We start from the raw sequence: 22,040 nt of genomic DNA, 5'->3' as shown, positions 1-22,040 counted from the left end.
CTGACCATCGCGATAAACATAACTGTTTGGCTTTGTACCTCCTGGCAAACAGAACTGTCAAGGCAAACCAGGAAGATTCACTTCGAGGGAGGTGAGATTCAGACTACTTCGAATAACATGCGGCATGTGTTTGCATAAAAAAAACCCGGAGACAAGCTCCGGGTTGTGATTACAAAGCGTTACTTCATTCCATCCATTCGGTATGGAACACACCTTCTTTATCTGTACGTTTATACGTATGCGCACCGAAGTAGTCACGCTGCGCCTGGATCAGGTTGGCAGGCAGTACGGCAGCGCGATAGCTGTCGTAGTACGCCACTGCAGCGGAGAAGGTCGGCACAGGAATACCATTCTGTACAGCGTATGCAACCACATCACGCAGCGCCTGCTGGTATTCGTCAGCAATCTTCTTAAAGTAAGGTGCCAGAAGCAAGTTCGCGATACCTGCATTTTCAGCATAGGCATCGGTGATTTTCTGCAGGAACTGGGCGCGGATGATGCAACCTGCACGGAAGATCTTCGCGATTTCACCGTAGTTCAGATCCCAGTTGTTTTCGTCAGAAGCCGCGCGCAACTGAGAAAAACCTTGCGCGTAAGAGACGATTTTGCCCAGGTACAGAGCACGACGAACCTTCTCAACGAATTCCGCTTTGTCACCAGCTGGTTTAGCCTGCGGACCAGACAGCACTTTGGAAGCCGCAACGCGCTGATCTTTCAGAGAAGAGATGTAGCGAGCGAATACGGATTCGGTGATCAGAGACAGCGGTTCGCCCAGGTCCAGAGAGCTCTGGCTGGTCCATTTGCCGGTACCTTTGTTCGCCGCTTCATCCAGAATCACATCGACCAGGTATTTACCCTCTTCATCTTTCTTCGTGAAGATATCTTTGGTGATGTCGATCAGATAGCTGTTCAGCTCGCCTTTGTTCCACTCGGTGAAGGTCTCTGCGAGTTCTTCGTTTGAGAGGTTCAGGCCCCCCTTCAGCAGAGAGTAGGCTTCAGCAATCAGCTGCATATCGCCGTATTCGATGCCGTTGTGAACCATCTTCACATAGTGGCCTGCACCGTCCGGACCGATATAGGTCACACACGGCTCACCATCTTCCGCAACCGCAGCGATTTTGGTCAGGATTGGCGCAACCAGTTCATACGCTTCTTTCTGGCCGCCAGGCATGATAGATGGGCCTTTCAGCGCGCCCTCTTCACCACCGGATACACCGGTACCGATGAAGTTGAAACCTTCAGCAGAGAGTTCACGGTTACGACGAATGGTGTCCTGGAAGAAGGTGTTACCACCATCAATGATGATGTCTCCTTTTTCCAGATAAGGTTTCAGGGAATCGATGGCTGCATCGGTACCTGCGCCCGCTTTCACCATTAACAGGATACGACGAGGCGTTTCCAGAGATTCAACAAACTCTTTAACCGTATAGAAAGGAACCAGTTTCTTACCCGGATTCTCAGCGATGACTTCTTCGGTCTTATCACGGGAGCGGTTGAAAACGGAGACGGTATAACCACGGCTTTCGATGTTGAGCGCCAGGTTGCGCCCCATCACTGCCATACCGACAACGCCGATCTGTTGCTTGGACATTACATACTCCTGTCAGGTGTGGTCGCCGCGACTGTGCGCGGCTTGAAATGTGGCTTAGATGTTAACTCAGGAATAGACGAGATGAATAGCAGATATTGCTCTAAACATCTTTCTTTGAATGTTCATCGAATGCAAGCACCTAGAACATATGGACACTTTCATGACGAAAGAATTTCAGACTATTCAGCTAATTCAACTAACAATATTACCATATTCTTTTCTGATAAAACCTGTAATACCTTTAAAGACATATTTAAGCCGGGTGATTTTTTTGTCAAAAAAAACAATAATTACTATTGGCTTTATGAGTAGTTTAAAAAACTGGGATACTCGCCATGCCAAAGGGACATAATGCCTGCTCATCATGTATAATATATTACGATACTGGTAATAATGTCGAATAGGTGCACCATAACCTGCATTAATAGCTTTAACCCGACCGTTACCTAATCTATGATTCAAAACTGCATTTTTTACGATAAAAATATTGACACCTAAACTTGCCGCACGCCAACCCCATTCGTAATCGACACAGTCAATGAATAATTTCTCTTCATGCAGACCGACAAGATCGAAGATACTTTTATTTATAAGTGTACCTGAACTGATCATATCACGATAAGCGAAAATACCATCGATTACTGGCTTTTGAAAATACGATAAAGTTTGACCATTTTCAGCGATGGCATTAGCACAAACAACAGGTATTGTGCCCGTTTTATGTACAAGTAAATTCCTTGCATCTAATAATTTTTTTAACATATCAGAAGATGGAAGGCTATCATCATCTAATAGCAGAACATCATCACACCCCTCTCTTAAAGCCAAAAGAATTCCTTCGTTTTGAGCTTTGGCAATACCCACATTACCATACATATCAATGAATGACGCATTTAGTGTATTACAAATATTTTGTATAGCTGACTTCTTTTCAAAATCAGTTGAATTATCGGAGACAAAATATTTTAACCCATGCCCCTCTAAGGAGGTTAAAATTAAGCCCAGGCGTTCTATATCTGAGTTATAAGTTACGATCACGATGCCGGTAAGCATTCTTTGTTGCACCTTTAGAAATAGTTATCAATACAAGAGATACGAAAAGTATGATATAGATATCAACCATGTAGGCAATACCAACAGAAGGATTAAGGATTAGAGGCAATGAGCGGCAATATAGTGCTGCAACAAATGCAACAACTACAGCAGAAGAGTTATCGCAATATAATTTCCAGCTATTGACCACCCCAATAACATAACCAATAACAGCAGAGAAAAGCAGCCCTCCTACATACCCAAAATATGCATAACCTGCAAGGTCAAAATGGTTGGTCGGTCCTCGCATTACCGGATCATCGGGATACCAGTATAACCATATCTGTCTGCCGACATCCAAATTCGAAAAATCTATATCGAAAAGTTTAGCCATTACTGAGTTACCAAAGGTATTAGACAGCAACTGTAGCCATGGATGTTCAACAATAACCGTATCGATAACATGTTCAGTTAAAGATAAATAGTAAGCATCTCCATTTGCCAATATACGTAACAAGAGGAGTTCCAATGCAACGGGGGCTCCGGGGATATACTGCGATGACGTATAACCAATCATCACTGACAATTTAGAAATGAAATAAAGAGAAAACAATAAAAAACATGATGCAATTATTAGTATTAAAAAAAGCGATCTGAGGTTAAATTTAAATGTTTTTCTTGTTGTAATGAACCCGACAACACAGAGTACGTAAATTTGCTCCAGGAAAGCAAACTTCGCGCCTGAAATAAGAGCTCCAATCGCAGATATAAGTAAAGCAATAATTAAAAAACGTTTTTTACGACCGCGAAGATAATAATAGAAATACCAACCAGCTAGAACTACTCGCAGTGCATCCATTAAACGCACAATAATTCCAAGTCCTCTATTCGCTTCAAAGCGAGAGGTAAAAAACATTGTTAGTGAAACCTGAGAAAGATAAAATACAAATAATGACAAATAAAGAATGGAAAGAAATTTCAGAAGAAACCTTTCCTGATCCATTATTGAAATACTAAGTCGGTTAAATAACGAGCGATTATATTTAGCTTTGGAACCTGAAGAGAAGCAGAAAATTAGAAAGAAAAATGTGCCACTTAAAAATAAATAACTAAAAAGGTAAAAATCAACTAATTCATGGACAAATAAAATTAAAATTATTGCATAGCCAGTGCCGTACGTAAAAGCATAATAATAATGAAAAGGATCCATAATATTCTTTACTTTCCAGTTTGATAGGAAGAAAAGACTGATGGATAAAAGAAGTGCATATGTTACATATTCAAGATAATTGCTGAACAAAAAATCAAAGAAAATATAATCTCTCATTTTTTCTTCCTATGGTACCACTGAATTATCTCTGCACCTAGATTATAAATTGTCATCAAAAGAACTTTTTCTCGTACGACGCTATTAAGAACATGACGTACAGATTTCAAATCCCGGGACTTCACCGCCAAAAGTAAATAAAATGCATACTGCCGAGAAATTGCTGTATCGTATAGTTCAGATGGCGCCAATTCTTTCATTGCCATCTCAATCATAGATAGCTGCTTTGGCAGATTCTTATATGCATTTGAATCATGCTGTCGATATTTTGCAACATTAACGTTGTCATAAAAAAAATAATCGCCATTAGACAAAGAAAATTTCTGAAATAGTTTAACAAACATAGGATAATCATCCCACGCAAGTTTTACGTCCCATCCTCCAATAATTTGCAATGCACTTTTTTTAAAAATTGTGGCTTGTAATAATAAAGGCTTAGGATAATTGGTAAATATTTTTTCGCGCAAGACATTATCGTTATATGCAAAGAAATCTTTATGCTGCTTTTTATAGGCTACTTCTGTAGGTGTTTTACCGGTGTGATAGATCCATGCGTTACCCATCATAAATTGAGCGCCATTATTACTGCATAATTCACGATAAAGGGCAGTAAACCCATGTGCATCAACCACATCGTCTGATGCAATAAAATATATGTAATCTGAATGTGCCATTTTCAGACCAGTATTAAGCGAATCAATTAGACCAACATTTTTATCTTTTATAATGACATTGGTATAATCAAATGCCTCGTGCTTAGCTATGGTATCCTGAATGATTTTCGCTGATGAATCTTTTGAACAATCATCAATGATGATCACTTCTTTTGGGATATTTAAACCATACACAGAGGTTAAGGTTTCACTTATATACTTCTCATGATTGTATGAAAGAACAACAATTGATATCACGATTACTCCAGAATAATTTATTACTCAATTTTATTGCTACGAAATAACTCGTTTAAGATTAAAGAATACAACGATTAAGTACATTATGTAATTTATAACATAAGCAATATTTGCGCCTGAAACGCCAAATTTCTCTATAAAGAAAAGACTTAAGAGTACCCAAGTAAATCCAAATATAATTTCTGTACTTATGAAGTATTTGGTTGCTTTTTTCGCTAACATCGGATATGCATATAACCAACTAATGACTTTTATAACATCACCAATTAATTGTATAGCGAATAAATCTCTCGCAGGTAAAAAATCCCGAGTGAATAATATAATAATCACATAATCACGAAGAAAGTAGATAAACAATGCAGCAAGTATAATTAAAGGTAATACAAATAAAACAACCGAATTTATTTCTTTTTTTATTTCATCCGGACTATTTATAGAAGCTAGCCTTGGCAAATAGTAAACTGAAAGCGCCATCGTTAGAACACCTAAGTAGACTTCTGAAATTTTCCATACTGCTTGCCATTGTCCTGCAGAATCCCATCCAGTATGTGAAACAAGAGAGTTTCTAATAAAAATCAAAGCAAAAGGAATAATCACTGCGCTAACAGCGGTCATTAGTACAAATTCTAAAATATTCTTGTTTGCTTTGCGGTCAGTTCGTCCGAACCAATAAGAAAACTTCATCCATGCTTGTCTGCAATTAATTATAAAGGCAATCAGACCTATAAATACGTACTGTAATGAAGCTGCAACCAAAGCGCCGTTTATCCCCCAGCATACTATCATAATGGAGATAAGGCCTCCTGAGAGCACCGCTGAAAGCATCCCCGTCAGAATATAAAACTTATAATTCTGTAACCCATTTAACACTGATGTAATAGCAGTACCAAATGAAGTTATTGGTAACGTCAATATAGTAATAACAACGATCCATCGATATTGAATATCATGGAAAATCCATTCAGCTATATTTGATGAAAAAAATAAAAGAAACGGAGTAAAACACAGCGTAATAATAAATGTGTAATAAATTGATGCTCGCCACCAGGGCGAGCATTTCTCATAACTATCGTAATTTTCCGCAGTGTATTTTACTATACCTGTGCCTGTAGGGGCGTTGGCTATTCCATTAACACCTGTAACTAAACTCTGCAATTGTCCTAATAATGCCATACCTGTTGGTCCGGTATATAGCGCAATTAGTTTTGCTATTATAAACCCGATCCCAATCTTAACTAATGTCATTACACCGGACATAGCAGTTATGCCCAATAACTTTTTCATCCGGTATAGCCATTCAATATTTTTATAATATAATTTACATTATCATCGTTAAGCGTCGAGTCTAACGGTATTGATAACACTTCATTATGCATGGCTTCTGATATTGGTAAGCTTAAATGATTCCAGGAGGAATAAGCTTGTTGCTTATGCGGTGGAATTGGATAATGAATAAGAGTCTGGATGTTGTTCTGGGACAAATATTCCTGCAATTTATCACGATTATTTGTACGGATAACAAATAAATGCCATACATGGCTTTTTTCATCACCAGACGCAATTTCCGGTAAAGTAATGTGAGGATTTATAATAAATTTACGATATTTTTGTGAAATTTTTTGGCGAGAAATAGTCTCATCATTCAAATGCCGCAATTTTACTCTTAACATTGCTGCCTGAATCTCATCCAGACGGCTATTTACACCTTCGTAGATATTCTGATATTTCTTATGAGAGCCATAATTTCTTAATGCCTTTACTACCTCAAAAAATTCATTATCACTAGTAGTAATAGCACCTGCATCTCCCAGAGCGCCAAGATTCTTGCCTGGATAAAAACTAAAGCCCGCTGCATTTCCCCAGTTGCCTGCATTGCGGTCACACATGGAAGCACCATGTGACTGAGCACAGTCCTCAAGAACCAGCAGTCCATGTTCATGTGCGATATCCATAATTTCCTGCATCGGGCTCAATTGGCCATAAAGGTGTACAGGTAGAATCGCTTTCGTTTTCGGTGAAATAGCTTTTTTAATATTCTCGACAGAAAGGTTATAACTTTTCTCAGAAGGCTCAACCAGGACAGGAATGAGGTTATTAGCGGTAATTGACAATATGGATGCGATATACGTATTTGCCTGAACAATAACCTCGTCACCTTCTTTTAATTTGCCCATTAAAATCCAGGCTTTGAGCGAGAGAGTCAAGGCGTCCAGACCGTTGGCAACACCCAGGCAATACTTTGATCCTACATAACGTGCGAATTCTGACTCAAAATTGCTGAGCTCATCACCCATTATATACCAACCAGATTGGATCACCCGTGAGCATGCTTCCTTTAATTCCTCTTCATACTTACTATTGAGTTCTTTTAAATTTAAAAAATTAATCATTTTAGTCTCTTAAGCTTTGCTGTTTTCGTTAGCATGAATGGTGAATGTATCATAATCACGGATATAATCTTTTTCATCATAATGACTGTCTGCTAATACCATAAGAACACAATCACTTGAGAAATCATACATTTCACGCCAAATACATGACTCTATAAGAAGGCCTTGTGCTGGATTATCGAGCACCACCTCAATACGCTCCGTCCCATCATCTAACAGGAAACGACACGAACCTTTTACTGCAATAGCTACCTGCTTTAATTTCTTATGGGCGTGAAAGCCTCTCCGAACCCCCTCTTTAGTATCAAAGATGTAATAAACTCTTTTAATACTAAAAGGTATATTATTTTCTTCTTCTAAAGCGACTAACGAACCGCGGTCATCACCATGCTTTTGAAGTGGGATAAAATTTATTTTCATTATTTACCTTGAATATTTAGTGAAGCAAATGCTGAGCCATTTTGATCTTTCTCAGAAATAATATATTCCATTTGTGGCCATTCTATATTCAAGTCTTTATCATTCCATTTAATACAACGCTCATGAGTTGGCGAGTAATAATCAGTAGTTTTATAGAGAAATTCAGCATATTGACTTAAGGTAAGAAAGCCATGCGCAAATCCAGGCGGGATCCAAAGCTGTTTATTATTTTCCTCGGATAATACAACACCAACCCACTGTCCATAGGTAAGAGAACCTTTACGAATATCGACAGCCACATCAAAAACTTCTCCGGATACACATCTGACCAATTTTCCTTGTGCGAAAGGAGCCTCCTGATAATGTAATCCGCGTAACACTCCTTTAACTGAGCGGGATTGATTATCTTGTTTGAAGCTTACATCAGAATTTATTTTCTCTTTGAAATTTTTCTCATTGAAGCTTTCAAAGAAATAACCTCTTTCATCATTAAATACTCGAGGTTCGATAATCATGACACCATGGAGTGAAGTATTAGTAATTTTCATCAAACCCTCTATTCAAACATGTAATACATAGAATAAATACTATTTTCGCGTAACATCGTAAATTCGCTTCAGAGCCCAAAGCGGCAATAATCTTGGAATGCTTCTTAAAATGAAATAATAGTATGACGTAAATATATTCTGAAAGTGCGTCTTTCTTTTGAGCTGCGCAAGCTTATATTCACTTGCAATATACTTTATACCTCGTCGTCGAACCAGCATATCGGCTCCAACTCTGACCAATACTAATGGCACGTCAAGATTACCTGCCTTAAATCCATTCCCCAGTAGCCTAAGCCATAAATTATAATCTTCCATAAGATAATGGTGCTGATATCCGCCAACAGCCTGAATACTCGATTTCTTAAAAATAACCGTCATATGATTAAACGGATTTTTAAGTCTTGCGAATTTTTTTATCTCATCGTTTGTGAGGGGTACTTTCCTTTCAGAGACAATATTATTTTTATTTCCGATGAATTCATAAGTGCAACTTCCTGATATATCAATATCAGGGTTCATTTCCATAAACTTTGTTTGTAGTTCAAAACGATTGCTTTTACATATATCATCTGTATCCATTCGCATAATATAATCGAAAGAACAATGCTTCATTCCTTCATTAAGCGCCTCTCCTAATCCTACATTATTTTTTAATGCAACTATTTTAATAGGTAAGGACGATAACCACTTATCTACTACTGCTTTTAAAGCCTTATTAATTGGACCATCATAGACAAGCACAATCTCATCTGCCTGTAGCGTTTGAGAGGCCAAACTTTCTAAACATTCATCCAGGTAGGCAGATTTCTCCTTGTCATAAAGCGACATCAACACACTAAAACGCATATTATCCCCGCACAGCCGTACTGGTTTACTCATAAACACCAATGTTGTTTAATATAAGAGCAATTAGTTTAATAAAATAACCTGATATAACATCCTTGTTTTTATAAAGAGATGAACTACAAAAACAGGTTCTTATATTTTCTTATCAATCATTTTCAAAAGATATTGGCCATAATTATTTTTTGCTAGCGGTTTAGCGAGTTTCGCTATTTGGTCAGCATTAATAAACCCTTTACGATAGGCAATTTCTTCTGGACATGAAACCTTTAATCCCTGGCGTTCTTCAATAGTCGCAATAAAGTTACTTGCTTCTATCAAGCTTTGGTGAGTTCCTGTATCCAGCCAGGCATAACCACGTCCCATCATGGCAACTGAAAGTTTACCTTGTTCCATATATATACGGTTGATATCAGTAATTTCAAGTTCGCCACGTGCGGACGGTTTTAAATTCTTCGCCATCTCAACAACACTATTATCATAGAAATAAAGTCCTGTCACAGCATAATTACTCTTTGGTTTAAGCGGTTTTTCTTCGAGACTGATGGCCGTACCATTTTGATCGAATTCTACTACGCCGTAACGTTCTGGATCGTTCACGTGATACGCGAATACTGTCGCGCCACTGTCTTTATTAACGGCGGTATCCATCAGTTTTGGCAAATCGTGCCCATAAAAGATATTATCCCCTAGAACCAAGGCACAATCATCATTTCCGATAAATTCTTCACCGATGATAAACGCCTGCGCGAGGCCATCCGGGCTTGGCTGAATTTTATATTGTAAGTTTAACCCCCACTGACTACCATCACCCAGAAGTTGTTCAAAACGCGGAGTATCCTGTGGAGTACTAATAATCAAAATATCTCGAATACCAGCCAGCATTAATGTTGACAATGGATAGTAAATCATCGGTTTATCATAGATTGGCAGTAATTGTTTGCTGACAGCCATTGTTACCGGATACAGGCGAGTACCAGAACCACCTGCGAGAATAATACCTTTACGCGTTTTCATTTTATCATCTCTTAATTTACGAGATGCCCATTCCCGGGCATCTTATTCATTATTAAATCGCAGTTGCCGTAAACCATTCTGTCAGCATGCGTTTAACACCTATTTCCCATTGTGGAAGAACCAAGTTGAAACTCTGCTGGAATTTCTGTGTATTCAGGCGTGAATTTGCAGGGCGCTTCGCTGACGTTGGGTAAGCACTGGTGGGTACTCCATGAAGCTGCGTTAATGCCAGTTCAATGCCCGCTTTTCTCGCTTCGTCAAAGACCAGCGAGGCGTAGTCGAACCATGTTGTAGTTCCACTTGCGACAAGGTGATAAGTACCGGCTACCTCTGGCTTTTCCAATGCAACCCGAATAGCATGAGCTGTACAGTCTGCTAACAATTCAGCACCCGTAGGCGCACCAACTTGGTCGTTAATTACCGAGAGTTCATTGCGCTCTTTGGCAAGTCGCAGCATGGTACGCGCAAAATTATTCCCTTTAGCCGCATAAACCCAGCTAGTGCGGAAAATTAAATGGCGCGTGCAGTTGTCGCTCAATGCTTTTTCGCCAGCAAGTTTAGTTTCACCATAAACATTTAATGGCGAAGTAGCATCCGTTTCCAGCCAAGGCGTATCCCCATTCCCCGGGAATACATAATCTGTGGAATAATGAACAACCCAAGCCCCCACTTTCTGAGCCTCTTTAGCAATCGCCTCAACACTCGTTGCATTCAGCAACTGAGCGAATTCAGGTTCTGACTCGGCCTTATCAACTGCAGTGTGCGCAGCCGCGTTGACGATCACATCAGGCTTAATACGGCGCACAGTTTCTGCAATGCCTTCAGGATCACTGAAATCACCGCAATAGTCCCGCGAATGGACGTCAACAGCAATCAAATTACCCAGTGGCACAAGAGCACGCTGTAGCTCCCATCCCACCTGCCCTGTTTTGCCAAACAACAGGATGTTCATTAAGTACGATCCCCATAATTTTCTTCAATCCACAATTTGTAATTACCGCTTTTCACGTTCTCTACCCACTGTGTGTTCGCCAGGTACCATTCTACGGTTTTGCGAATGCCACTTTCGAAGGTTTCCTGAGGCTTCCAGCCCAGCTCCTGGCCAATTTTTTTTGCGTCAATCGCGTAGCGGCGGTCATGACCCGGACGGTCAGCAACATAGGTTATCTGGTCGCGATAGGAGCCTTCCTTCGGCACAATTTCATCTAATAAGGAGCAGATGGTATTTACCACATCAAGATTTTGTTTTTCATTGTGGCCACCGATGTTGTAGGTTTCGCCAATCTTGCCTTGCGTCACCACGGTATATAACGCGCGAGCGTGATCTTCAACGTATAGCCAATCTCGGATCTGATCACCTTTACCGTAAACCGGCAGGGGATTTCCATCCAGCGCATTGAGGATTACCAGCGGGATAAGTTTTTCCGGGAAGTGGTAGGGACCGTAGTTGTTAGAACAGTTAGTAACAATCGTAGGGAAACCATAGGTGCGCAGCCAAGCACGGACTAAATGATCGCTGGATGCTTTAGAAGCAGAGTACGGGCTGCTTGGGGCATAGGCGGTGTTTTCAGTAAACAACGGCAGTTCATAACCCTTTGCAACTTCGTCCGGATGTGGAAGATCGCCATACACTTCATCTGTTGAAATGTGGTGGAACCGAAATACCGATTTTTTCTCAGAACTTAACTCGGACCAGTACTTGCGGCTTGCTTCCAGCAGCACATAGGTACCGACAATGTTAGTCTCGATAAAAGCTGCCGGGCCAGTAATTGAGCGATCAACGTGGCTCTCAGCGGCCAGATGCATCACAGCATCCGGCTGGTACTCTGCAAAAATACGCGCCATGGCATCGCTGTCACAGATATCGGCATGCTCAAAATGATAACGATCGCTCTGCGCAACGTCAGCCAGAGATTCAAGATTCCCTGCGTAAGTCAGTTTATCAACGTTAATAACAGAATCTTGCGTATCATTAATAATGTGTCGTACCACTGCAGACCCAATGAAGCCTGCTCCACCAGTGACCAGAATTTTCACGTTTAATTCACTCTTAAGGTTTTCAGAAACAGTTTATTACATGCCAACACCCTGTAAACTTTCGAGAAGCTCCAGGGTGGAGAAGATAAAAGTCTGCTATGTCAACTTACCTTTTCATTCCAGAGTAAGTCGCAGATTCCATCGGTTGGATTGAACGCTGCGGGTGCCTGCAATAGTATTTCACGCACGCGTTCGTAGTTGAACTCGCTGCAGGCATTGTCGAGGTCCTGGAGAATAATGTTCATCTCACTCCATGGCAACATCACTTCATTAGCGGTCCTGATACGTGGGTGCTGTGTTGTAGAAACATTGTCGCCGATAAGTAACTCTTCATACAGTTTCTCACCCGGACGCAGACCCGTCGTTTTTATCGCAATATCACCATAAGGATTTTTATCATCACGTACCGTGAGCCCCTGGAGGGTAATCATGCGATGTGCAAGATCGATAATCTTGACAGGTTCCCCCATATCCAGAACAAAAACATCACCGCCGGTACCCATTGCTCCCGCCTGTATTACCAACTGCGCTGCTTCAGGGATCGTCATAAAGTAACGCGTAATATTCTCATGGGTCAGTGTCACAGGACCACCCGCAGCGATCTGTTTTTCAAACAACGGCACAACAGAACCCGACGAACCTAATACGTTGCCGAAGCGAACCATGCTAAAACAAGTTTTGCTGGATTCTTTCGCCAGCGCCTGCAGCACTAGCTCAGCCATTCGTTTTGTCGCCCCCATTGTATTGGTAGGCCGCACGGCTTTATCGGTCGAAATTAAGACAAAGTTTTCTACACCGCAACTCGCTGCAGCCTGAGCGCAACTAAGCGTACCAAAGATATTATTGCGCACTCCGTCAAGAACGTTGAACTCGACAAGCGGTACATGCTTGTACGCCGCAGCGTGATAAATCGTATTGACGTTGAATGTGTTGATTAATCTCTCGAGATGCTCTTTATCTTGTACGTTACCGAGAATTGGGTAAATTTTAACCTCATGATTCTGGCTGAGATTCAGATTACGCAGTTCCGAATCAATGGAGTACAGTGAGAACTCTGACAACTCGAACAGAATAAGCTGGTTCGGCTTATTTTTAATTATCTGTCTGCAAAGCTCAGAACCAATCGATCCCCCCGCCCCGGTAACCATAACCGTTTTTCCGTTGATATTTCGGGAAACCAACTCCGGAATCGGTGAGACGGGATCACGACCCAGCAGATCGGTAATAACCACTTTGCGCAACGAATCAATACGCGCTTTACCCTCTACCAGATCGACCATTCCTGGAATGGAGAGCACCTCGCACGGCAAACCTTCCAGTGTTTTAATGACTTCGTTTTTCCTTGCTCGACTGGCACTTGGCATGGCGAGCAGAATTTTCTTCGCTTCGTATTTCTCAACCAACCATGGCAGTTTTTCCGGCGCGAAAACGCTGACGCCGTGAATCACCTGCCCTTGCAAAGCGCGGTTGTCATCGACAAAAGCAACAGGATAATATTCGTCCATCTGGCTCAGCGCTGGCAGTAGCTGACGGCCCGATGCACCGGCACCATAAATCACCACTCGAGTGCCCAGATTTAACCCACGATTTACCAACATCCTCATACCAAGCCGCGAGCCGGCAATGAGCAGTAAACCGAACGAGAAATAAATGAATGGAATCGTTCTCGGCAAATAGAGATTGGTATAAAACGCTGCGATAATCAGCAAAATGGATGATATAACCATCCCTACTGTAACTACTAGTAATATTTTTGCAGTAATATAGCGAATGACGGCGCGATAAAGACCTAGCTTAACAAATATCGTCAGAGTGACGATAATTATTGAAAATATAAATAACCAATGTTCCCTGCTATCTATTGGAGTCATTGAATCGATGCGTACCCAAAATGCAAACCAAAATGCACATAAGAGAAGCACAACATCTATCGCAAGTGTAATAATACGTTTTATCGGTCTGGATAAAGATATTAAATAATTTAGCATACTAAAAACTGGTCGCCTCGTTAAAGCTTGCATTCAGTTTATAAAATAGTACCAGCTGAACACACTGAGTAATCATCTACTATTGCATTATAACCACCCACTGTACCCGCCTGCAGAAACGCTGATTTCCCAATAACAGCGCCGCCAGCAAGATGAACACCAACTCCTAAGTGGGCAAAATCACCTAAAGTAGAATCATGATCTACTGTCGAATGGCTATTTACGATCGTACCCGCACCTAATTTCACGTTGGCACCAACCACTGCCCCCGCTAATACAACAGAGCCGTCAGCAATTGTCGCCGATGGACTAATGAATGCAAAGGGATGTATAAGTGTTACGGGGTGAATACCTAAGCTGACAAGTTGCTGGTAGAGCTGTTCTCTTATTTTATTATTTCCAATACCAATAGCTACTTTACTGGCCTTTTCGATATGTAACTGTAGTTCTGAAATTTTTCCAATAATGAGTTTCTTTATGTCATGGAAAGGAGATGCATTATCGTCAAGAAAAACGATATCCGTATATCCCAGGAGTCTCGCCATCTCGCAGAGCGTACGCCCATGACCACCCGCCCCCAAAATCACCAATTTATGCATTTACGTTGCTCTCTTTGTCTTTAACGCCTGCACCGCATTTGAGCGCAACAGCTAAAAGGGGGAGCCAGGCGATAATCAGCCCAACAACACCATCAATTTTGGTTGAGGCAATAAGGAAGGCGATCGGGAAGAGCCACAGCAGGTTGACGGCAATCGCCATCATTGTCACCGGAACGTGGGTGCCATATTTTCTGGCAAGGATTTGATAGCCATGGCTGGCATGCGCTTCATAGACTTTTTTGCCCGCTACAACTCTCCTCAGCAAAGTTGTAGTGGCATCGACGATAAATACGCCCAGCAAGCATAATTCTGCAATAAAGAAATGCGTATCTATTTTCGCAATATGGAGGATCATCAATCCGATGGTTATCCCAAGGAAACCACTCCCGGCATCGCCCATGAAAATTTTCGCTACCGGGAAGTTCCAGACAATAAAGCCGGCAGCGGCACCGATAAGAGCTAGCGTCAGCGGATAAATACTCCCAGGCACGTCTGTGTACTGATTAACAACAATCAACACCACGCTACATGAAGCAAATGTGATTGCCTCTGCACTGGCTAGTCCATTAATTCCATCCATGAAATTATATAAATTCAGCATCCAGACCAGATATACGCAGCCGAGAATCATACCAATCCAGGATAAGGAAAGATCGTAACCTAACAGTGTAACTGCAGGGAAAGATCCCAAGAAATAGATGCCAATTGCCGCGGCCATAAAATGCATTAATAGACGCCAGCGAGCCGCGATATGACCATGATCGTCAAGGAAACCAATGATGGCAACCATTAACCCAGGAATAAATAAACCTAAGAAGCTATCTAATGTAAGCACGCGGCTGAAATAAAACCATACTAACGCCACCAGGAGCGTAAGGACAATAGCCACCCCGCCACCTCGCGGCGTCGGCACAGAATGCGAGCTCCGCTGGTTTGGACGGTCGATAACATTATGCTTTATCGCATATACACGTAACCCCCAGGTCAGCATGCATGATACTAAAAAAGCGAATATTACAATCCCTAAATTCACCATTATTTATTACCTTCGATATAATATTTCGCCGTTTTTTTCATAGTTTCATGAAGTGTTATCGGGGGTGTCCAGTGCAAATGTTCCCGCGATTTTGTGGCATCGACTTCCAGATTGCCAAATAACTGTTCGAAAATTCCACCTTTACCAATTGCGGATAGCAATACCTTCAGGATGAATTTAGGAAAATAGATATTTTTCGCGTTAATCCCCATACCTGAAGCAAAAGCGTTAATCATATCTTCGGTTGAAGGTTGTTCCATATCAGCGAGAAGATAGAGTTGATTTTTGGATTTTTCATTAACGACGCATTCATTGATAAAGCTAACGACATTACCTAATGATACAAGTGCCCGCTTGTTCCCGACATTTTTAAATGGCAACGGCAAGTTCTTCGACACCAGTTTTAAAAGACGCTGTATATTACCCGGAGCATTTTCACCACAAATTAATGCCGGACGGACAATAGTGATTGCCATATCACTCTCTGCGAAGCTTTTAAGTAAACTCTGCTCAGCTTCTAGCTTCGAAATTGCGTAATCAGAGGTTGGCCGGGGCTCCGACGCTTCAGAAAAAGGGATTCCCGCAGTAGCATTACCGTTGACACCGATCGAGCTTACAAAAATAAAATGTTTAACACCACTGGTCGCGGCATCTGTCGCTAATTTCATGGTCGCGTCGTGATTAACCCGACGAAATTCCGCCAAAGCATCCTGTGCATCATCATTAAGAATATGTGCCCTTCCTGCAGTATGAATGACTGTGTCGCATCCCTGAAGAAGATTTACCCAGTTGGTATCGGCTGAGATATCACCCAGGTTGTAAATTCCCTGTTCAGGGTTCTCCTGCTTGCGAGTTGTTACTAGTACCTCGTGTCCCGATGATTTCAACGCCCGGACTAAAGCAGTACCAAGAAACCCGGTTCCGCCCGTCACCAATACTTTCATTGATATCCCCTATCTGCTCAATCTGATATTTTTTTGCCCACGAGGAGTGCAGAATCGCGAGAAACTGTACAGACCTCGCTATTCCATTGAGAATGCCGGGCACGCTACCGCCCCTGGCTTAACAGCTACCAGTGCACTGAGCGAAGTTTGAATAAATGATTTTTCTGGTCTGGATTCAGACAAAAACTGGCGTTAATTGTCGTCCTAAATGACCTCAGAAACAAGCACAAATCGTTACAAATCTGACCAGATTTAAATCAGATAAATCCATGTTATCATTAGAATTAATAACAAAAAACGGCAGCTACCATTTTGGTTATGTTTCAACATACCCAAATGATGACTGCCGCTTGTGCAAATCAAGTAAGATAAAATCAGTCGTTAGCTAACAACTTCTCAATCCGGCTTCTGAACTTCGCCCCTTCCTTCAGGTTGCGCAGCCCATAGTTCACAAACGCCTGCATGTAGCCCAGCTTCTTACCGCAGTCGTAGCTCTCACCGGTCATCAGCATCGCGTCAACAGACTGCTTTTTCGCCAGCTCGGCAATGGCATCGGTCAACTGGATACGGTCCCAGGCGCCTGGTTCGGTTTTTTCCAGCTCGGCCCAGATATCCGCGTTCAGGACATAACGACCAACAGCCATCAGGTCAGAATCCAGCGTCTGCGGCTGATCCGGTTTTTCGATGAACTCAACGATGCGGCTCACCTGCCCTTCTGTCTCCAGCGCTTCTTTGGTCTGGATAACAGAGTACTCGGACAGATCGCCTTTCATGCGTTTCGCCAGCACCTGGCTGCGGCCTGTTTCGTTGAAACGCGCCACCATCGCCGCCAGGTTATAGCGCAGCGGATCCGCAGAAGCGGTATCGATGATGATATCCGGCAGGACCACGATAAACGGGTTGTCGCCCACGACAGGGCGAGCACACAGGATGGAGTGGCCCAGGCCCAGCGGCTGCGCCTGACGCACGTTCATGATGGTCACGCCAGGAGGACAAATGGACTGCACTTCCGCCAGCAGTTGACGTTTAACACGCTGCTCCAGCAGCGCTTCGAGTTCGTAAGAGGTGTCGAAGTGGTTTTCAACCGCATTCTTGGACGAGTGCGTAACCAGAACGATTTCTTTGATCCCTGCAGCAACAATCTCGTCGACGATGTATTGAATCATCGGCTTGTCGACGATCGGTAGCATCTCTTTAGGAATGGCTTTTGTGGCTGGCAGCATATGCATGCCCAGTCCGGCTACCGGAATGACTGCTTTCAAATTAATCATTATTTCTTCCACCTTAAAATGGTTGACGAATTATAGCTCTTAAACCTGTTTTCGCCAGTATGATTTGCCGTAATCCTGTAATGATATTACGCCTTAGCACCACAAATTACAGTAGTTGTAATCTGAATAGAATGCGATTACGTGCCAGGAATAGTCGCAAAAAGCCCACTGACGATTATCTGTGCGGCAGCGCAAAATTCAGCCGTTCCGTATTCACCACATGCTGATCCACCCGGTCAATATCCACCGAGCTCTGCCCTTTTTCATTCACTGCTTTGATGTTTGCCAGCGACAGCAACGTCTCGTCTTTCGCCATAAACTTACCCCGCACATCCTTACGCAGGTCGAAGTTCAGCTTCAGCGCGGGTCCGATTGCTGCTTCCTGCATTACGTTGATATTGCGTAAGAAAAGGTGCTGAGGTTTGTTATGCAGTTCAAGCGTCGCGCGCTGCATGTCGACGTTGGTGATGGCCACAAACGAGGTCGCATTACCGGATGAAATTTGTATGCCGCGCAGCTTATAGGCAAGCTGGCTATTATCCAGACGAATATCGTTAAGCTTGAAGTTCTGCGGAATCGATAGGTAGTCACCTTTAATCACGCCGTAACCGATTAACATGCCGGCACTATTGACCATATCGACATTATCAATAACGAAATTATCACAGCCATAAATTGCTACCGTGGCATTGTCTATTCCCGCCTTTTTACTGAAATCAGGCGTAATATTTTTGGCTTTAATATTGCGGATAATAAAGTGTTTACCGTTCTCAACGTGCACCAGCTGGCGGCAGTTGCTGCCGGTGATATTGGCAACCACAAAGTTCTTCACGGTCTGTTTTTCCGGGTAGTCGTTGTCGTAGGTACTGCCCGCAAGGCCAATACCAATCCCCCAGTTAATCTTCCCGTTGGTGCAGTTGATGTTGTCGATCACATGGTCGGAGATCAGAATATTGCGGTCATTGATGGCCACATTCCACTCGATCGCATCGCCCTGCAGGTGGCTGAATTTGCTGTTGGTGATGCGGGCGCCATCCACCTGGTTGTGAAACCCCTGGCGCAGGATGGCGTAATTGGCCTGGCTCACGCGGATGTTATCAATGACCAGATTACGCATCACGCTGGGCTTTTTGCCGCCAATGTAGATTTGCGTTACCGGGCCAAATCCGCTCATCGCCAGCCCTTTGATCACGCAGTCAGAGCCACGAACGTCAAGGGTAATGTTTTCGGTACGGCCTTCGCCCTCACCGATGACTTTACTGCCCTCCTGCAGGACAAAGCGCCCCCGGCCATTGCCGGTTAACGCCCCGCGAATCAGCAGCGTTTTGCCGTCAGGAATGAAAATGCCCGTGTTGATGTTTTTGCAGGTGAGCCCTGCAGGCACTACGACGGTGTCGCCTTCGTTAAACGCCTGCTTAAAGGCGGCGATCCAGTCGTTATTATTGTACTGATTTACAGAGACCGTCTTGCCGGTTGCCGCCCGCGCAACGCGGGGCGACAGTAGCGGCATTGCCGCCAGGACGGACAGAGAAGAGACAAAGCTGCGTCGGGTAATCTTTTTCAGCATACAACCTCGGCGTTACAACGTTTGCAGCAGGCTCGCTAACTGGCGATTGATCACCTGCTGGTTAAAATCTGCCTCGACTTTTTGTCGGGCATTGTGCAGCACGGGCTCCAGCGCCTGCTGGTCGATATCGCTAAACGCGGCCAGCCGATCGGCCAGGGCCATGGCGTTATTTTCGGGGACCAGCCAGCCGGAATGGTCTGACTTGATCAGCTCCGGGATCCCGCTGTGCAGGGTCGATACCACCGGAATCCCCACCGCCATCGCCTCCATCAGCGCCACCGGTATGCCTTCCATGTCGCCATCGGCGCCCGTAACGGACGGCAGCAGAAACACGTCGGCTTCATCGAGCATGGCCTTCACCTCGTGGCTCGGCTTAAAGCCCGGCATCTCCACGTGCGTTTCCAGCTCATACTGTTCAATAAGCGTACGCAGGCGACGCTCCCACGGGCCGATACCGAGTATGCGATAACGGAAATCCACCCCGCGCGCCTTGAGCTGGCGGCAGGCTTCAATCGCCACATGCAGCCCTTTTTTCTCGGTCAGTCGGGCAACAGAGATAATCTGCAGCGGTTTACCCGGCACCTTGACCGGACGTCGGGTAAAGCGCGCCAAATCCACCCCCATCCGCGAGACGGTGATTTTCTCGCCCGGGCAACCCATCTTTTTGAGGCGTCCGGCCCACAGGTCGCTGATGGGCAGCATCATGTCGCCGCGCTGGAACAGCTGCTGATACTCCGGCGTGTAGTGGTTCAGCACTTCACGGCTGGAGATATCAATGCCGTGGAAGATCGTGGCGATCTTCCCGTCAATCACCCCCAGCTCGCGCAGTTTGGCTGCGGTCACCCCTGCCGGGCCAAAGTGGGCGATAAAGACATCAGCACGGTACGGCTGCGCCGTTTGCCCGCAGATGGCCGACAGGATCAGATTGCGCGACTCCGCGCCATAGCGGGAGATGTTCAGCGCTCGCCAGGTCGACGCGCGATGGAGCCCGCGTAAAGTCTGGCTGGCACGGTAGCGCAGCTTGTTCACTTTTCCGGATGGCTCATCCTGCAGCCAGCGGGTTTTCGCCTCCAGCCCATACTGGGTATACGCCGCATGGGTGTTTTGCGTATCGCCCTTTTGCAGGGCGATAATTTCCACGTCATATCCCATATCGATAAACGCGGTGATTTGATTGAGTACAAAGGTTTCAGACGACAGTGGAAATTTCAGTAAGAAGAAACCAACCTTCATTTCCCCTCCCGCACGCGGTCAAGCACCGACTTCACCATCCCCATTCCCTTTTCGCGCTCGGCTTTCACCGCCACGGTCAGGCGCTCATTCACGGCGGGCAGTTGCCCAAGGGTGTCGCCCACCATTGCGCCGAGCGAGCCATCCAGCAGATGACGGATATCCACGGCCATTTCCGGCATCCCCAGCTGCTGCATAATCCCGGCAGACTTGTGCTCATAGTTGATGGCAATGGCTGGCGTGCCAAAGTTCATCGAGATGATGGCAGAGTGCAGACGGGTACCCACGGTCAGGTCACAGGCTGAGAGCAGTTTGCCCATCTCCAGATCGTTCAGTTCGTCCATCACTACGTGATACCGGGACGGATCGTTCACCAGATGGCGCAGGTTCAGCGCCACCATGCGATCATCCTTGTTGTAGCTATCGATACCGGTACAGGTGGAGAGCGCCAGCACCTGATAACCGCTGTCCAGTACGCGGTTAACGACCTCGGCAAAGGCCTTCTCGTAGGCGGCCTGAGTGGTGCCTAAACGCTTATCAAAAGGTGCCAGCTCGCGCAGGGTAATAGCGACGGTTTTCTGTTTCGCCGCCACGTCCAGCCAGTGCTGCACCGCGTAGCTCGGCTGGAAGCTGTCGTCCTGGTGATCCACCAGCCACGCGGTATCCACCCCGTGCTCGACTTTCGAGGTGTCGATCTCGCTGCGCTTCATCATGTCGAGGCTGACTGATTCACGTAAAATCAGGGCATCGCAGTGGCCAAACACATAGTTTGCCAGCTGGTTGAACTGAGGTTCCTGGAATGGCCCGACGCTGTGACCAATCATAAACAGCGGCTTCTTCGCCATAAAGGTACAGAGGGCATGCTCAAACTGCGGCACGCCGTAGAGATCGACGAAGAACGAACCGCCCACCTGAATGATGGCGTCATAGCCGGAAAGCAGACGCACAAAATCGGTAAAGCCCTGCGCGATGGCGATGTTGCGCAGCTTGCCGGTGTAGGTTACGCGAGAAAGCAGCACCTGATGCTGGTAGCGGCGACGCAACACTTTCTTCACGCGTCCCATCACGCCCGCAGCGTTATTGTGCTGTTTCATCTGGCTGTAGAGCGGGTCGCCCATCACCGGGCGGTTCAGTAACCAGGATGAGCTGACCGGGTAACGGCTCATCACGTCCACTTCTGTCTCAGGCTTAAGGGTGTTAATTGCATCCAATAAACCGCGCAGGATGGCGCTGTCGCCACGGTTGCCGCAGGTATGGTTGCCAAGAATTAATAATTTCATAATGGCCTC

20 protein-coding genes are annotated in these 22,040 nt (G+C 44.5%); all 20 read right to left on the bottom strand.

Features of this window, described 5'->3' with window-relative positions:
• Window positions 1-184: 184 nt before the first annotated feature.
• On the bottom strand, window positions 185-1,591 hold the full coding sequence (gene gndA, locus ACOTX3_RS20450; RefSeq protein WP_001376067.1) for an NADP-dependent phosphogluconate dehydrogenase: 1,407 nt from the start codon (window positions 1,589-1,591) through the stop codon (window positions 185-187).
• A gap of 192 nt (window positions 1,592-1,783) precedes the next feature.
• A complete protein-coding gene (locus ACOTX3_RS20445; protein WP_058678692.1) occupies window positions 1,784-2,644 on the bottom strand; it encodes a glycosyltransferase in 861 nt (286 codons plus the stop codon).
• On the bottom strand, window positions 2,613-3,950 hold the full coding sequence (locus ACOTX3_RS20440) for a hypothetical protein (RefSeq protein WP_058678691.1): 1,338 nt from the start codon (window positions 3,948-3,950) through the stop codon (window positions 2,613-2,615). The genes ACOTX3_RS20445 and ACOTX3_RS20440 overlap by 32 nt, the downstream gene beginning before the upstream one ends.
• Window positions 3,947-4,861 (bottom strand): glycosyltransferase family 2 protein, encoded by a 915-nt coding sequence (locus ACOTX3_RS20435; RefSeq protein WP_058678690.1) that lies wholly within the window; start codon window positions 4,859-4,861, stop codon window positions 3,947-3,949. Before ACOTX3_RS20435 ends, ACOTX3_RS20440 begins: the two co-directional genes overlap by 4 nt.
• A gap of 36 nt (window positions 4,862-4,897) precedes the next feature.
• The gene (locus tag ACOTX3_RS20430; RefSeq protein WP_058678689.1) at window positions 4,898-6,145 is read right to left on the bottom strand and encodes an O-antigen translocase; all 1,248 of its coding nucleotides are present in this window, start codon (window positions 6,143-6,145) and stop codon (window positions 4,898-4,900) included.
• Window positions 6,142-7,251 carry a DegT/DnrJ/EryC1/StrS family aminotransferase gene (locus ACOTX3_RS20425; RefSeq protein ID WP_058678688.1) on the bottom strand — a complete coding sequence of 370 codons (1,110 nt, stop codon included), beginning with the start codon at window positions 7,249-7,251 and terminating at the stop codon, window positions 6,142-6,144. The genes ACOTX3_RS20430 and ACOTX3_RS20425 overlap by 4 nt, the downstream gene beginning before the upstream one ends.
• A 9-nt stretch (window positions 7,252-7,260) precedes the next feature.
• Complete coding sequence (locus ACOTX3_RS20420; protein ID WP_058678687.1) at window positions 7,261-7,671, bottom strand: sugar 3,4-ketoisomerase; 411 nt, start codon at window positions 7,669-7,671, stop codon at window positions 7,261-7,263.
• On the bottom strand, window positions 7,671-8,219 hold the full coding sequence (rfbC, locus tag ACOTX3_RS20415; protein ID WP_058678686.1) for a dTDP-4-dehydrorhamnose 3,5-epimerase: 549 nt from the start codon (window positions 8,217-8,219) through the stop codon (window positions 7,671-7,673). The genes ACOTX3_RS20420 and rfbC overlap by 1 nt, the downstream gene beginning before the upstream one ends.
• Window positions 8,220-8,258: 39 nt before the next feature.
• The gene (locus tag ACOTX3_RS20410) at window positions 8,259-9,098 is read right to left on the bottom strand and encodes a glycosyltransferase (protein WP_234355600.1); all 840 of its coding nucleotides are present in this window, start codon (window positions 9,096-9,098) and stop codon (window positions 8,259-8,261) included.
• 99 nt (window positions 9,099-9,197) lie between these two features.
• The gene (rfbA, locus tag ACOTX3_RS20405; RefSeq protein WP_058678684.1) at window positions 9,198-10,079 is read right to left on the bottom strand and encodes a glucose-1-phosphate thymidylyltransferase RfbA; all 882 of its coding nucleotides are present in this window, start codon (window positions 10,077-10,079) and stop codon (window positions 9,198-9,200) included.
• 52 nt (window positions 10,080-10,131) lie between these two features.
• Complete coding sequence (rfbD, locus tag ACOTX3_RS20400) at window positions 10,132-11,031, bottom strand: dTDP-4-dehydrorhamnose reductase (RefSeq protein ID WP_058678683.1); 900 nt, start codon at window positions 11,029-11,031, stop codon at window positions 10,132-10,134.
• The gene (rfbB, locus tag ACOTX3_RS20395; RefSeq protein WP_058678682.1) at window positions 11,031-12,116 is read right to left on the bottom strand and encodes a dTDP-glucose 4,6-dehydratase; all 1,086 of its coding nucleotides are present in this window, start codon (window positions 12,114-12,116) and stop codon (window positions 11,031-11,033) included. The genes rfbD and rfbB overlap by 1 nt, the downstream gene beginning before the upstream one ends.
• 101 nt (window positions 12,117-12,217) lie before the next feature.
• The gene (locus tag ACOTX3_RS20390) at window positions 12,218-13,987 is read right to left on the bottom strand and encodes a polysaccharide biosynthesis protein (RefSeq protein WP_371867755.1); all 1,770 of its coding nucleotides are present in this window, start codon (window positions 13,985-13,987) and stop codon (window positions 12,218-12,220) included.
• A gap of 155 nt (window positions 13,988-14,142) precedes the next feature.
• Window positions 14,143-14,703: a sugar O-acyltransferase gene (locus ACOTX3_RS20385; protein ID WP_062857346.1), complete on the bottom strand. Its 561-nt coding sequence runs from the start codon at window positions 14,701-14,703 to the stop codon at window positions 14,143-14,145.
• Window positions 14,696-15,739 (bottom strand): MraY family glycosyltransferase, encoded by a 1,044-nt coding sequence (locus tag ACOTX3_RS20380; protein WP_127869216.1) that lies wholly within the window; start codon window positions 15,737-15,739, stop codon window positions 14,696-14,698. The genes ACOTX3_RS20385 and ACOTX3_RS20380 overlap by 8 nt, the downstream gene beginning before the upstream one ends.
• Window positions 15,739-16,683: an NAD-dependent epimerase/dehydratase family protein gene (locus ACOTX3_RS20375; protein ID WP_058678678.1), complete on the bottom strand. Its 945-nt coding sequence runs from the start codon at window positions 16,681-16,683 to the stop codon at window positions 15,739-15,741. Before ACOTX3_RS20375 ends, ACOTX3_RS20380 begins: the two co-directional genes overlap by 1 nt.
• 374 nt (window positions 16,684-17,057) lie before the next feature.
• Window positions 17,058-17,954 carry a GalU regulator GalF gene (galF, locus tag ACOTX3_RS20370; protein ID WP_013097865.1) on the bottom strand — a complete coding sequence of 299 codons (897 nt, stop codon included), beginning with the start codon at window positions 17,952-17,954 and terminating at the stop codon, window positions 17,058-17,060.
• Window positions 17,955-18,129: 175 nt separating this feature from the next.
• Window positions 18,130-19,521 (bottom strand): colanic acid biosynthesis protein WcaM, encoded by a 1,392-nt coding sequence (wcaM, locus tag ACOTX3_RS20365; RefSeq protein ID WP_020690195.1) that lies wholly within the window; start codon window positions 19,519-19,521, stop codon window positions 18,130-18,132.
• A gap of 12 nt (window positions 19,522-19,533) precedes the next feature.
• A complete protein-coding gene (gene wcaL, locus ACOTX3_RS20360; RefSeq protein ID WP_020690194.1) occupies window positions 19,534-20,754 on the bottom strand; it encodes a colanic acid biosynthesis glycosyltransferase WcaL in 1,221 nt (406 codons plus the stop codon).
• Window positions 20,751-22,031, bottom strand: a complete 1,281-nt coding sequence (gene wcaK, locus ACOTX3_RS20355; protein WP_058678677.1) for a colanic acid biosynthesis pyruvyl transferase WcaK — start codon at window positions 22,029-22,031, stop codon at window positions 20,751-20,753. Before wcaK ends, wcaL begins: the two co-directional genes overlap by 4 nt.
• Window positions 22,032-22,040 lie beyond the last annotated feature (9 nt).

The organism is Enterobacter cloacae complex sp. IR5384, from assembly GCF_049237265.1.
Classification (GTDB): Bacteria; Pseudomonadota; Gammaproteobacteria; order Enterobacterales; family Enterobacteriaceae; genus Enterobacter; species Enterobacter cloacae.
This window is presented reverse-complemented; position numbering and strand designations above follow the sequence as displayed.

Coding starts and splice junctions, on each gene's coding strand:
- rfbC (WP_058678686.1), bottom strand. CDS start 8,219: ATGAAAATTACTAATACTTCACTCCATGGTGTCATGATTATCGAACCT.
- gndA (WP_001376067.1), bottom strand. CDS start 1,591: ATGTCCAAGCAACAGATCGGCGTTGTCGGTATGGCAGTGATGGGGCGC.
- galF (WP_013097865.1), bottom strand. CDS start 17,954: ATGATTAATTTGAAAGCAGTCATTCCGGTAGCCGGACTGGGCATGCAT.
- ACOTX3_RS20390 (WP_371867755.1), bottom strand. CDS start 13,987: ATGACTCCAATAGATAGCAGGGAACATTGGTTATTTATATTTTCAATA.
- ACOTX3_RS20425 (WP_058678688.1), bottom strand. CDS start 7,251: ATGATTAATTTTTTAAATTTAAAAGAACTCAATAGTAAGTATGAAGAG.
- ACOTX3_RS20385 (WP_062857346.1), bottom strand. CDS start 14,703: ATGCATAAATTGGTGATTTTGGGGGCGGGTGGTCATGGGCGTACGCTC.
- ACOTX3_RS20445 (WP_058678692.1), bottom strand. CDS start 2,644: ATGCTTACCGGCATCGTGATCGTAACTTATAACTCAGATATAGAACGC.
- rfbD (WP_058678683.1), bottom strand. CDS start 11,031: ATGAACATCCTGTTGTTTGGCAAAACAGGGCAGGTGGGATGGGAGCTA.
- ACOTX3_RS20380 (WP_127869216.1), bottom strand. CDS start 15,739: ATGGTGAATTTAGGGATTGTAATATTCGCTTTTTTAGTATCATGCATG.
- ACOTX3_RS20440 (WP_058678691.1), bottom strand. CDS start 3,950: ATGAGAGATTATATTTTCTTTGATTTTTTGTTCAGCAATTATCTTGAA.
- rfbA (WP_058678684.1), bottom strand. CDS start 10,079: ATGAAAACGCGTAAAGGTATTATTCTCGCAGGTGGTTCTGGTACTCGC.
- ACOTX3_RS20410 (WP_234355600.1), bottom strand. CDS start 9,098: ATGAGTAAACCAGTACGGCTGTGCGGGGATAATATGCGTTTTAGTGTG.
- ACOTX3_RS20430 (WP_058678689.1), bottom strand. CDS start 6,145: ATGAAAAAGTTATTGGGCATAACTGCTATGTCCGGTGTAATGACATTA.
- wcaK (WP_058678677.1), bottom strand. CDS start 22,031: ATGAAATTATTAATTCTTGGCAACCATACCTGCGGCAACCGTGGCGAC.
- ACOTX3_RS20420 (WP_058678687.1), bottom strand. CDS start 7,671: ATGAAAATAAATTTTATCCCACTTCAAAAGCATGGTGATGACCGCGGT.
- wcaL (WP_020690194.1), bottom strand. CDS start 20,754: ATGAAGGTTGGTTTCTTCTTACTGAAATTTCCACTGTCGTCTGAAACC.
- wcaM (WP_020690195.1), bottom strand. CDS start 19,521: ATGCTGAAAAAGATTACCCGACGCAGCTTTGTCTCTTCTCTGTCCGTC.
- ACOTX3_RS20375 (WP_058678678.1), bottom strand. CDS start 16,683: ATGAAAGTATTGGTGACGGGCGGAACCGGGTTTCTTGGTACTGCTTTA.